Here is a 12,041-nt window from a genome sequence, read left to right on the forward strand (position 1 = left end):
CGAGGGTGCCGAGAGTCTGGATGCAATGGAGAGCAAGTTCCCGGATACATTGCGGTTATGACATCCAGTATTGAGGCGATCATCAGGCGCCTCGCCTCGCGTAAGCCGATGCGACCGGAGGCCACGACGCAGGCCGACATCTACATGTTGCTCACGACTGCGGCGCTCGGGCTGGACACCGATGACGTGGTGACGATGGAGTCGCAGCTCGCGGATGGCACACGCCGCCGGATTGACATCGAAGCTGGTCACGTCGTAATTGAGGTCAAGAAGGACCTCCGTGCTGGCGATCTGACTGACGCGGAAAAGCAGCTCGCCGGTTACGTCGCACAGCGAACCAAAGAACTCGGCGGCCGCTACGTTGGCATCCTCACCGATGGCACTGCCTGGCGGTTGTACCATCTGGCTGACGACCAGCTGTCCTGTGTCTCCGAGCTTGAGCTGAGTCCGCGCGACCCGGACAGGGACGCGCTACTGATATGGCTCGAGTCGGTAATGGCGACGCGCGAAAAGATCCGCCCCGTCCCGGCTGAGATTAAGCCTCAATTCACCGATGAAGTAGCCGGGGCGGTCGCTGGCATGGTCGTGGGTCGTGACCGTATGGAGGGCGTGTGAGGTCCGCCGGTCTGCCCGGCTTTCCACTTTGGTTCCTGGTCGTAGGTGCTGGAGTTGGGAGTCAGATCGGCACGTTGGGCCGGCGCGGGGAGAAGACGGTGTCGTAGAGCGCCTGCCAGGCTGTTTGCCATGGCCAGCTTTCGGGTAGATGGAGTCGGAGCCGCCGGGCTGAGGAGGCGATCCGGGCCGGGATGTTGATGAGTTTGCGGCGGATCGTCGCGGTCGTCGCGCGTGCCAGGCTCGAGCTTGTGGTCAGGGTGGCGGCGGCGCGGGTGAGGTTGAACGCCATGACGGCGCAGGTCAGCCAGGCGGCGTTGGCGTTGAACACGCCCGAGGGCAGGTGCGCCAGCGCGGAGGCTTTCAGGTCAGCGTGGACGTTCTCGATGATCGCGTGTGCGCGGTGGGTCTTGTCGGCCGCCACTGTGTCGTACTGCTCTACGGATGTAGTGGTGAAGAACGCATGGAACCGCCAGGTATCGAACAGGCTCGCCTGCCCACTTGCAGCCTTGGGATTCAGGTCGGGGATACGGCGCACCACGAGCCGACCCGGCACCTGGTCGTTCTTGGGCTTCGAGGTGAATGCGGTGAAGTCGACCTCGGCGACTTCGGCGCGGGAGATCCAACGGTTGGTGTGTTCGTCGAAGATCGCGTCGGTGTAGTTGATCGTGGTCCACGCGTCGTCGTCGATGGTGGCGATGGCACGTTTGACCGCCGGGTCCATGCGTACGGTGACCGAGACCTCGGCTCCGGCGGCCAGGCAGGCGGTGACCATGCTGTGGGAGTAGAACGCCGAATCGCCTCGGACCAGCACGTCACGGCCGTGAAGGTGGGTGCGGCGGATCAGTGCCAGCGTGTCGGTGGCCAGCCGGGCAGCCCCTCGCGGGGACCCGGCAGAGCCCTTGCGCAGCCGTTGAGCGGCGATCACCGGAGCAGCCTGCTCGGTGGAGACCGTGGCCAGCAGCGCGTTCAGGCCACGTACCCCGGAGTAGCCGAACGAGGCGCCCTGCTTGGCGTGTCCGTAGACCTCCACGATCGTGTCGTCGATATCGACCATCACCGTCCCGGTGTCCGACTCATGACCGAGCAGTCCGGTGTGTTCGGCCAGTGCGCGCACGAACCGCGAGGCGATCGCATCGGTTTGGCGGACGTGGCCGAAGGTGAACTGCCGCAGGAACGATCCCAGCGTCGAAGGGGCGTACGGGCGGTCGAAGAGTGTGCCCATCGCCCCGTGGCGCAGCAGGGCCATGTCGTCGATGCTATCCGCGCCTGCGGCCATCCCGGCCACGAGCGAGGCCAGTTTCACTCCACCGTTGGAGCCCTTGTCGGTGGGCACGCTCAGATGCTCGTCACCGAGCCGGTGCAGGCCCGCCCGGTCGGCGAGTTTCATCAGCGGCACGAGGCCGGCGCCCGACACGAGGTTGGGCTCATCGAACGTCGCGAAGCTTACGGGCAGAGTGTGAGATAGTTGCATCTGCGGGATGCCCTTCTTGAATTGGCGATACGGACCTTAAGCAAGTCGTATCTTGCCAGTTCAGAAGGGCATTCTCGCGTTCCCACACCGCGCTAGAAGTTCATCTCATCGGTGGATCCAGGTTAAGCAACGGCTGGGATCCACTTCTCCCGCGCACCAGCTCGACTACGCGGCTCTTGCCGTGCTCTATCGCGACAACCGTAACCATCCCGAGGTCAAGCTCAAGCGGGAACTATGGGCCAAGCTATTGCGCACGGCTTTTGGCACCGGGTTCGTCGATGACGAAGCCTTGTTCATCAACCACACCTTGCTAGTTGTGACCGCAGAGTTGGTCGCACACGCGGCGATCGGCTGGGACGTATCCCCGCACGGACCCCTAACCCCGGCACAGATGACCTCGGGATCGGAGTTTGCCAACTCCCAGATCCACGGCGTTGTCGAGGCCGACTTCTTCGATTGGGTTGTCGAGATCGCTGGCGGAGAGCAATTCGTCACCGAACTCGGCCGGCGCATCGCACGATTCGACTGGTCAAAGGTCGAGCACGACGTTCTCAAAGTCCTCTATGAGTCGGTCATCCCCAAGGCAGAACGGGAAGGACTGGGCGAGTACTACACCCCGGATTGGCTAGCGGACCGCATCGTCGATGATCGCGTTACCGACCCCCTCACCACCCGCCTGGCTGACCCGAGCTGCGGCAGCGGAACCTTCGTATTCCACGCCGTTCGCCGCTACCTCGACGCAGCGGAAGCTAACGGAACAACCACTGGAGAAGCAGTTCTCGACGTCACCCGACACGTCGTTGGCATGGACGTGCACCCCGTCGCGGTCACCCTTGCCCGCGTGACCTACCTGCTCGCAATCGGGATCGAGCGCATCAACTCCGCGGACCGTGGGCCGCTGACCATTCCCGTCTATCTAGGTGACTCGGTGCAGTGGGAACAAAATCGCGACCTGTTCGGTGGAACGGACAGGGTCACCATCGTCACAGCCGGCAACGAACTCGTTGAAGGCGGAGGCGTCCTCTTCGGTGACGACCTAGTGTTCCCCCGGAGCATCCTCGGCGATGCCCAAAGATTCGACCAACTTGTTTCCGCAATGGCAGACAATGCGCTCGACCTCAGTGGGAAGAAGGACAGCACGCTGATCGATCCGGTCCTGCGCAGGTTCGCGGTCACCGATGCGGAAGCGACAATTCTGAGAACTACGTTCTCAACGATGCGAGCTCTCCACCGCTCAGGCCGAAACCATATCTGGGGCTACTACGTCCGTAACTTGATCCGCCCGCTGTGGTTATCCGAACCAGGCAACCGGGTAGATCTCCTCGTGGGCAACCCACCGTGGCTGCGCTACTCGAAGATGACCGAGGTAATGCAGACGCGGTACAAAGCGCTTGCAAAGACACGCAATCTGCTAAACAACGGACTCGGCGCCTCCGCTCGGGACCTGTCCACGCTGTTTGTTGTACGAGCAGTGGAGCTGTATCTGCGCGAGGGTGGCCAGTTCGCATTCGTTATGCCACACGGCACCATCACTCGCAGACCACACTCAGGATTCCGCAGCGGGAAATGGGCAGCGGGAACCGGTGACCACCTCACCGTGGCATTCGAACACAGTTGGGACCTGGCCGAAACCACGACTGGGTTCCCCATGGTCTCGTGCGTCATCCGCGGACACCGAGCTAAAGTTGCAACCCCACTACCGGCCCAGACAGTCAAATGGTCCAACAGGCTTTCCAGCGCGGACCTCCCATGGAGCGAAGCTGCACAACGCACCGCTACGTCACCGGGAACGGTGGCGGCGCTCGGCGACGACGCCGGCCCCGCGCCCTCTCCCTACAAGTCCCGGTTTCGGCAGGGGGCTGTCCTTGCCCCGCGGATGACGTTGTTCGTAGCCGAAACCGATGCAGGCCCGCTAGGAGCGGGCGCCGGCCGAATCGCGGTGGAGTCCTTCCGCTCCACCCAGGAGAAAAAGCCGTGGAAGTGTCAGCCATCCCTGGCAGGGAGGGTAGAACGGGGATTCGTGCGGCCGGTGTATCTCGGTGAGACAGTACTGCCGAACCGGTGCGTGACGCCTCGTCAGGCAGTCCTCCCGATTGTGGGTTCTTCGATCCTGAAGACGCACGAGATCGCCGAGCACCCGGGCCTCGCAGATTGGTGGGGTCAAGCGGAAGAGGTATGGGCTGGCAATAAGTCGGCAGCCGACAAGTCGCAACTGCTCGACCGTATCGACTATCACGGCCAGCTCTCTGCGCAACTTCCTACGTCCCGGTGGAGGGTGGTATACACGGCCTCCGGAAATTCTCTAGCGGCGGCCCTGGTCCGAGATGACTCCGCAATTGTCGAGCACAAGCTGTACTGGGCACCGGTAGCAGCCGAAGCGGAAGGGCACTACTTATGTGCAATCCTCAACTCCGCGACGCTGCTAGAGCGTGTCAAACCATTGCAGGCACTCGGATTATTCGGCACGCGCGACTTTGACAAGAACGTCTTCGCAGTCCCCTTCCCGAAGTACGACGCTACGGACAACCTCCACACGCGACTTGCAAGTTTGGGCGCGCAATCCGAGGAGATCGCAGCCGCTGTAGACATTGCCGGAGCCCGCACGTTCCAGGCCGCTCGCAAGACAGTTGCCGCTGCTCTGGTGGCGGCCGGCATCTCCCAAGAGATCGAGGGTGCTGTTGCGGAACTAGTGCCCCTGGAAGCCGTGCTGCCTTCGGAGACTGATTAGAACCGGGGGGTTCACCTGCGGGGTGGGAAGATCAACCGGCGTCTACTGGTGCCTCCTGCCGGGCTGTACCCCGGTGGCGGGTCAGTTGTCGTAGACGGATGCAAGGGTGGCAGAGACGTGAGCTGCGCGGTCAAGGCAGCGGTCGCACTAGTTCAGTCTGGTGCTCAGTGATCGGAGACTACCCATGGTTGAAGAACTCGATGCCGGACACCACGCGGCGCCTGCACCCAGGCGGGCCGCGACGCGTAAGTATCCACTTGGCGAAATCATGCCGCGAAAGCGGGTTCACTCTTCGAAGGTGGAGGAGCGAGTTCGGACAATGTTGCAGGGCCGCGGAATCGAACTTCTCGACCCTCATCACGGTGTTCAGGCTGGGTTGGATCCAGAAGCTGGTTACTGGCCGATTCTCACACCGGACCTCATCCTCAAGGGGCACCGTGTTGCCATTGAGGTCGATCCGACCGGGTCGCCGGATGGGCCGGCTGGCCACGACAAGAAGCGAGCTGCCGACGAGAAGAGAAACCGGCTCATGGCTGAGGCTGGTTGGACGCTGGTGCGTCTACGGCTGGGGCTGGGGGAAGGGAGCGCCATCGGTCCTTTTGACGTCGAGACGGAAAGCGTCAACGTGACCGTCGCTGCCATCGATGCGCTTGTCGAAGCAGTGAGGACGGCGATTGCGGGCAGTAGCGGGGTTGTCCGGTTCATTCCGAAGGATCGGGCCCCGCAGCGGAAACAGGCTTCGCGGCTTGGTGCAATCGGTCAGCACCAGTACGAAGCCGGTTGGTATGTGTCTTGGCTCCAGGACTCCGGGAAGCGCGCACGGTATGCACTGCTGGACGGTGGAAAGAACCTGTACGCAGGCGTCGGATGGGACCTCGAGTTTGTCGCGGACGTGGGACTGGACGCGCTTCCTCGCGAGCAGTGGCGTTCGGAGCTTGAAGCATTCTTTTCCGAGGATCCGTCCCCACTTCCGGCGAGCCGGTTTCCGTGGGGATCGGAGTTCTTTACGGGCGAGCACGATCTGAACGACCGGTTGATCAAACTACGCATCTCTGCCGAGGAGTACACCTTCACCGCCAACGTTCCCGACGTCACTGAGTTCACTGGGTCTGCACTTATCGCCAGCGGAAAAGTATGTGCCGAACTGCACCCTGAAGCGGTTAGGTTGGGCTGGGAAGTGACAACGGTTGAAGCATGCCAGGGCCGCTCGGGTGAATACCTGAGGGTTCGGCTGGTCCGCAACGCCGGGTGACTTCGCGCTTGAGCGCACGAGTTCCCGGGTTGCGGCTGGCGTCTCCGTAGCACCGTCTGCACCTTCTCTGTGAGGTACACCCATGCGGGACGAGTTGCCGCCGGTCATCGTGTGGACTTGATCGCTCTGTGGCGGTCTTCTGTGGCTACTTCTTGGCGGCGACGTACCAATCGGGCGTTCTGGCCGGAAGAATTAGAGTGAGTCGGCGGCTCACGGGTGCGTGGTGGGGTTTGCGTCGGTTTTGTCAGAGTCCGAATGCTCCGCCGCTGATCAGGATGAAGGCGCCCAGGCCGATCAGGACAGTCGGGAACAGGATAAGTTCCCAGCGCTCTAGGACTTCGGCGATCGGTCGGCGGGTGGCGACGAACTTGGCCAGGCCCACCAGTCCCGCCACCAGCACCAGGAACACGATGCAGTAGGCAACTACGGCTCCCGTGCCCACGTTGAGAAAGACGGGGACGTAGACGCCGATGTTGTCGCCGCCGTTGGCGAAGGTTACGCCGGCCACGGTCCACACGGTGACGTTCTTGCCCTCGACCTTTGCATCGTCGTCGTCATCATCGTCCCCGCGCCAGGCCTGCCACGCGGCCCACAGTCCCAAGCCCAGTGGGATCAGCCCGAAGTAAGGGATGGCCCCCGGGGGCAGGAAGGCTCCCGCGCCCAGGGAGACGAGCACTGCGGCGCCGAGGATGCCGACGAAGCCAAGATACTGGCCGGCCAGAATGCGTGCGGTGGTGCCGCGTTGGCCTGCTCCGCGGGCGAAAAACAGCGACAGGACGATGATGTCGTCGATATTGGTGGCAATGAACAGGCCGATCGCCTGCAGGGCCGAGGACAGGATCACGCCTGCACCTCCGTGGCGTGACAACCCGGCACTGAGCAGTCGGGCTCCAAGCAGGGGGCGTTTTCGTTGACCGCGAGGGTGACCTCGACCAAGGAGGATAGCGACCGCGCCAAGTGCGGGTCTGCGATCTCGTACCGGGTCTGGCGGCCTTCGGGCACTGCGACAACGATCCCGCAGTCGCGCAGGCATGCCAGATGGTTCGACACGTTCGACCGTGTCAGCTCCAAATCGCGGGCCAGCTCCGCCGGGTAGGCCGGCCGCTCGAGCAACGTCAGCAGTATCCGGGACCGCGTCGGGTCGGCCATCGCCCGCCCTAACCGGTTCATCACATCCACACGAGAAACAATAATCAGCACTTACTGAACTATACAGCGTCTGCTGAACTGTTGGGACAGCGCCTTAAAAACCTAAAGGTTGTCAAGACACTTAATCTCGTCCAGGACTACGGCCAGTTTTGAACAGGTTTCCTGGCGCTACAGGCACCCACCGGAGTCTCACTAAGTCGTCTTGACAACCTGTAGGTTCTTAAGTCGCCTTCGGTGCAGTTCATCGTTCACTGTATAGTTCAGCAAGTGCTGATTATTGCTTCTCGTGTGGATGTGATGAACCGCTTAGGCCGGGCGATGGCCGATCCGACGCGGTCCCGGATACTGCTGACGTTGCTCGAGCGGCCGGCCTACCCGGCGGAGCTGGCCCGGGACTTGGAGCTGACACGGTCGAACGTGTCGAACCATCTGGCGTGCCTCCGCGACTGCGGGATCGCGGTCGCCGCGCCCGAAGGCCGCCAGACCCGGTATGAAATCGCGGATCCGCACCTGGCGCAGTCACTGGCCTCCCTGGTTGAGGTCACCCTCGCCGTCAACGAGAACGCCCCCTGCCTGGATCCCTCCTGCTCAGTGCCGGGTTGTTGCGATGCGGGTTCAGGCGCGTGATCCCTAACTTCGGCACTCCAGGCGATCGGCCTGTTTATCGCCACCAACCCCGGTGATTCACGGGGATCTGCGGATCGCTGGGCGAAAATAGACCGAAGTGCTTCCTGAACAGGGGAAACTGGGACTTGTCTAAGGTTCCATGTTCTCCAGCAGAAAGCACTCGGTAGGTGAAGCGTACTTCGTGGTCGGCCGGTCTGTCCGTTACTGCTGATGGTGTCGGGGTGATCGCCCACGCCGGGGCCATCGCGCCTCGACTTCTGGCTGATCAGGTCGGTCTGACCGCCGAGCTGTCAGGGGCCATGGCTCGCCGACAATTTATCCCGATCCACGACCGCGGCCGTGTGCTGATCGATACCGCGGTGATGCTCGCCGATGGCGGCGAGTCCATCTCCGACATCGGCGTCCTGCGCCACCAGTCCGGCGCCCTGGGCCCAGTGGCGTCGGCGCCGACGGTGTGGCGCACGCTCGATGAGGTCACTGCCGGCAAGCGCAAGAAGATCCAGGTCGCGCGTGCCCGCACCCGGCGGCACGTGTGGTCGCACCTGCCCGGCGGGGTGCCCGCATCGGCGTGTGCGGGGCGGGATCTGGGATCGACGGTCGTGCTCGATGTGGATGCCACCATCGTGGTCACCCACAGCGAGAAGGAACATGCAGCTCCGACGTATAAGCGCACGTTCGGCTACCACCCGATCGGCGTGTGATGCGACAACACAGAAGAGTTTCTCGCCGCGAGCTTGCGCCCGGGCAATGCTGGCTCCAACACCGCTGCCGACCACATCGACGTCCTGGGCCAGGCAATCGCGCAGATCCCCGCTGCTCACCGGCGTGACCTGCTGATCCGCTCGGACGGCGCCGGCGCCTCTCACGACCTGTTGGATTGGATCACCGAGCAGAACCGCGTCCGTGGTCGACGGGTGGAGTACTCGGTCGGGTTCTCCATCACCGCCCCGATTCGCCGGGCCATCGTGACCTGCCCCGAGGCCGCGTGGGGACCAGCGCTCAATCCCTCCGGTGACATCCGGGACGGGGCCGAGGTTGCCGAGCTGACCGGATTTCTCGCTCCCGGGATGCTCGCCAAGTGGCCAGACGGGATGCGGGTCATCGTCCGCCGCGAACGACCCCACCCCGGCGCCCAGTTGTCGATGTTCGAGGAGATCGACGGGTGGCGCTACCAGGCGTTTGCCACCAACACCACCACCGGGCAACTGCAGTTTCTTGAAGCACGGCATCGGGCGCACGCCCGGGTAGAGGACCGGATCCGTCACGCCAAGGACACCGGTCTTGGCCGTCTGCCCTCACGCGAGTTCGCGCTCAACCAGGCCTGGTTGGTGGCGGTGATGCTCGCCGCAGATCTGGTGGCGTGGACACGGATGCTGGCCTGTACCGGCGAGGCTGCGGTTCTGGCCTTGTGCGAGCCCAAAGCGCTGCGCTACCGCTTCCTGCACGTCGCAGCCCGGCTGACCCGTAGCGGCCGGCGACGCCGGGTGAAGATCCCCGAAACGTGGCCCTGGGCCACCGCCATCGTCGCCGCGTTCAACAAGATCGCCGCGATCCCCAAACCAGCCTGATCTCACCTGCCCGCCCTCGACATCACCACCCGGAGACCCGCCCACCGGCAGCGCCAGCCGGCACCCCCGCACGCCCTTACGCGAAAACAAGCCCGCCGTCACCCGACAGCAGCAGTCACACCGGCCCGTGAATCAGCGGGGCCAATATCGACGACATCATCGTCCTCTCACTGTTCTTCGCCCGCGGAGCAGGCCAACGCGGCACCACTACCCGCATCCTGGCCGGCCAGTATCTCGGATTCGTCGGCATCCTCGGCGCCGCTGTACTCGTCGCCCTGGGCGCGGGGGTCTTCCTGCCCCCAGGGGCCATCCCCTACTTCGGACTGATCCCATTGAGCTTGGGACTATGGGCCGCGTGGCAGGCCTGGCGCGGGGACGATGATGACGACGACGCAAAAATCGACGGCAAGAACGTCACCGTGTGGACCGTGGCCGCCGTCACCTTCGCCAACGGCGGAGACAACATCGGCGTCTACGTCCCCGTCTTTCTTAACGTGGGCCCGGGAGCCGTGGTCGCCTACTGCGTCGTGTTCCTAGTGCTGGTGGCAGGACTGGTGGGCCTGGCCAAGTTCGTCGCCACCCGCCGGCCGATCGCCGAAGTCCTGGAGCGCTGGGAGCACATCCTGTTCCCGATTGTCCTGATCGGCTTGGGCGTCTTCATTCTGATCAGCGGCGGAGCTTTCGGACTCTAACGGCGCTCTTCCCTGCCGCAAGTGAACAATCACAGAAGGCCGCCACCGAGAGGCCAACTCCACACCGGAGCGCACCAACTCGTTTGGGAGTAAGCAGCCTGACGTCAGAGGCGACCGAAGTCTCCATGTAGCGGTCGGTGGCGAAAGGCATCATTTGCCCACGGGCTGCGAGTTCGGCGAGCTCGGAGGTAGCGCTGGTGACGTGGCCCCATTGGCTCAAGGCTGCGGGACTCCCGAGCGGTGGGCGAAGGGCGCGGCGGATCGTACAAGGTTCCCTCACCGGACTAGAGGTTTACAGGGTCTGACTCAGTTCAGTCCGGCATAGGAATGCAGGCCTGAGACGACGATGTTGATGAAGAAGAGATTGAACACGGTGGTTGCGAAACCGAGGATATTGATCCACGCCGCTCGTTTTGGTCCCCATCCGCTGGTGCTGCGCGCGTGCAGGTAGCCGGCGTAGATGACCCACGAGATGAAGCTGACCGTTTCTTTTGGGTCCCAGCCCCAGAAACGGCCCCAGGCTCCTTCTGCCCATACTGCGCCGAGGATGATTCCGACACTGAAGATGGGAAAGCCAATGATCGCCGTTCGATAGGCGACGCGATCGAGTACCTCCGCTCCCGGGAGTGGCCTGGCCAGGCCTGCGAATCGACCTTGTTCTTGGCCCTTTGGTTGCCACGTGCGCAACAGGTACAGGATGCTGGCGATTCCGGACGGGAGGAACAGTGCCGCGCCGAGGCCGATAATCGACACGTGTATAGGCAGCCAGTATGAGCGGAGCGAAGGTACGACAGGTGCCGCATCTGAATACAGACTCGTCCCACCAAAGAAGAGCAGAACCAGAACTGGCGCAAGAACAAACGGCCAGGCGGTGCGAAGCGCTGGTTTTCGCAGCACGACCAACGATGTGCCAATCGCGAGCAGGCAGGTGAACGAGATGAACTCGTACATATTGCCCAACGGCACTCGGTCTGTCGCGAGCCCTCGAAGCAGCACTGAAGCGGCGTGGAAAAGGAAGGCGGCTGAGGTGAATAGCAGGGAGATTTTCGCCCAGCTGGTGCCGCGGTCCGAGCGTTTGTCTTCCTCGCCGCTTCCGGTAAGTGACGTCGAACGGACGAGCACCGTACCGTCCGGCGCCTCCTGAGATTCTGCTTGGCGAACGTCTGCTGACATGTGCGTGGTACTGCGGGGCTCTCGATACATCGCGTAGTAGACGATGGCCGCAATCATAGCCACCGCGTAGAGCGCGAACGCGGTCTGGTAAGTCGTGTCGCTGTAGGACGATAACGTCTCGTCGATGGGCACTTCAGCGAGCACTCGCTGTGCCAAAGAGTGGACGATCATTGATTCCTGTCCCTTCCTGGGGCGCCGGCGGCTGCCGCCGTGCCGTTCGAGTGTTCCTGGTCGTTCATGCTGGTCGGCGTGGAGGCCGCCGCGTCCGTCAGCCGATCGCGGATGATGTCGAATTCTCGACCCCACCCCGCGCGATCGGTTTTGGCAAGCCCGCCCAGTTCGATGACGGTCCTGCCGTCCTGCGCGGTGGTGATGCGCGCCCAGAGGCGGCGACGGGTCACCAGAAGTGAGAGCACGAGCCCTCCCACCATCGTGAGAGCGAAAATGCCGACCCAGTTTTGTGCCGGATCGTAGGAAACCTGGAAGTTGGCGAATTCCTCGGCTCCGTCGAATGTCACCGTTGTGCCGTCCGGCAGTTCGGTTGATTCGCCCGGGCGAAGATTGACGCGGGCTTCGCGTTCTAGAGCGCCGGACTCGATGAGCGCCGGGTCGAGGGAGAACACTGACTGAGGTTGCCCAGAGTCGAGTCCTGTGTCGCCCCGAAGAACATCGATCGCGACGGCCGGATCGGTCATCGAGGGGAACCTAGAGGATAGGAGGTTGCCGTCAAACTGTGCGGTCGGAGCAAAAGAGCCCTTGGATCACG

9 protein-coding genes and 2 pseudogenes are annotated in these 12,041 nt (G+C 63.1%); 6 read left to right on the forward strand and 5 right to left on the reverse strand.

Annotated elements, in window-relative coordinates; all coding sequences use genetic code 11:
* The first annotated feature begins 57 nt into the window (after positions 1-57).
* A complete protein-coding gene (locus CK206_RS18255; RefSeq protein WP_096907556.1) occupies positions 58-615 on the forward strand; it encodes a type IIL restriction-modification enzyme MmeI in 558 nt (185 codons plus the stop codon).
* 61 nt (positions 616-676) lie between these two features.
* On the opposite strand, the gene CK206_RS18260 is transcribed toward CK206_RS18255, so the two are convergent.
* Positions 677-2,086 (reverse strand): IS1380 family transposase, encoded by a 1,410-nt coding sequence (locus CK206_RS18260; RefSeq protein ID WP_069389547.1) that lies wholly within the window; start codon positions 2,084-2,086, stop codon positions 677-679.
* Positions 2,087-2,267: 181 nt separating this feature from the next.
* On the opposite strand from CK206_RS18260, the gene CK206_RS18265 reads away from it, so the two are divergent.
* Both CK206_RS18265 and CK206_RS18270 read left to right on the forward strand, forming a co-directional pair.
* Positions 2,268-4,814, forward strand: coding sequence for an N-6 DNA methylase (locus tag CK206_RS18265; protein WP_096907557.1), 2,547 nt, complete (start codon positions 2,268-2,270; stop codon positions 4,812-4,814).
* Between the two features lie 184 nt (positions 4,815-4,998).
* On the forward strand, positions 4,999-6,066 hold the full coding sequence (locus CK206_RS18270; RefSeq protein ID WP_143337782.1) for a hypothetical protein: 1,068 nt from the start codon (positions 4,999-5,001) through the stop codon (positions 6,064-6,066).
* Between the two features lie 244 nt (positions 6,067-6,310).
* Here CK206_RS18270 and CK206_RS18275 read toward each other — a convergent pair whose 3' ends face one another.
* Positions 6,311-6,910 carry a cadmium resistance transporter gene (locus CK206_RS18275; protein ID WP_096907559.1) on the reverse strand — a complete coding sequence of 200 codons (600 nt, stop codon included), beginning with the start codon at positions 6,908-6,910 and terminating at the stop codon, positions 6,311-6,313.
* Entirely contained in the window at positions 6,907-7,266 is a 360-nt protein-coding gene (locus CK206_RS18280) for a helix-turn-helix transcriptional regulator (RefSeq protein ID WP_096907560.1), read from the reverse strand. Before CK206_RS18280 ends, CK206_RS18275 begins: the two co-directional genes overlap by 4 nt.
* 216 nt (positions 7,267-7,482) lie before the next feature.
* On the opposite strand from CK206_RS18280, the gene CK206_RS18285 reads away from it, so the two are divergent.
* From CK206_RS18285 to CK206_RS18295, 3 genes and pseudogenes are all read left to right on the forward strand, one after another.
* Positions 7,483-7,842, forward strand: a complete 360-nt coding sequence (locus CK206_RS18285) for a helix-turn-helix transcriptional regulator (RefSeq protein WP_096907563.1) — start codon at positions 7,483-7,485, stop codon at positions 7,840-7,842.
* A 167-nt stretch (positions 7,843-8,009) separates the two neighbouring features.
* Positions 8,010-9,410 (forward strand): annotated as a pseudogene (locus CK206_RS18290) (IS1380 family transposase).
* A gap of 131 nt (positions 9,411-9,541) precedes the next feature.
* The gene (locus CK206_RS18295; protein ID WP_096907561.1) at positions 9,542-10,102 is read left to right on the forward strand and encodes a cadmium resistance transporter; all 561 of its coding nucleotides are present in this window, start codon (positions 9,542-9,544) and stop codon (positions 10,100-10,102) included.
* A 306-nt stretch (positions 10,103-10,408) separates the two neighbouring features.
* Here the strand turns inward: CK206_RS18295 and ccsB are convergent, their stop codons facing one another.
* The gene (ccsB, locus tag CK206_RS18300) at positions 10,409-11,446 is read right to left on the reverse strand and encodes a c-type cytochrome biogenesis protein CcsB (RefSeq protein ID WP_173674857.1); all 1,038 of its coding nucleotides are present in this window, start codon (positions 11,444-11,446) and stop codon (positions 10,409-10,411) included.
* Positions 11,443-12,033: pseudogene (locus CK206_RS18305) on the reverse strand (cytochrome c biogenesis protein ResB); the annotation flags it as partial. The gene ccsB and the pseudogene CK206_RS18305, both read right to left, overlap by 4 nt.
* Between the last annotated feature and the right edge of the window lie 8 nt (positions 12,034-12,041).

This window comes from Dietzia sp. WMMA184, from assembly GCF_002441635.1.
Classification (GTDB): domain Bacteria; phylum Actinomycetota; class Actinomycetes; order Mycobacteriales; family Mycobacteriaceae; genus Dietzia; species Dietzia kunjamensis.

What these genes read in the sequence shown, in the direction of transcription:
- CK206_RS18255 (WP_096907556.1), top strand. Translation starts at nt 58, where the DNA reads ATGACATCCAGTATTGAGGCGATCATCAGGCGCCTCGCCTCGCGTAAG.
- CK206_RS18260 (WP_069389547.1), bottom strand. Translation starts at nt 2,086, where the DNA reads ATGCAACTATCTCACACTCTGCCCGTAAGCTTCGCGACGTTCGATGAG.
- CK206_RS18270 (WP_143337782.1), top strand. Translation starts at nt 4,999, where the DNA reads ATGGTTGAAGAACTCGATGCCGGACACCACGCGGCGCCTGCACCCAGG.
- ccsB (WP_173674857.1), bottom strand. Translation starts at nt 11,446, where the DNA reads ATGATCGTCCACTCTTTGGCACAGCGAGTGCTCGCTGAAGTGCCCATC.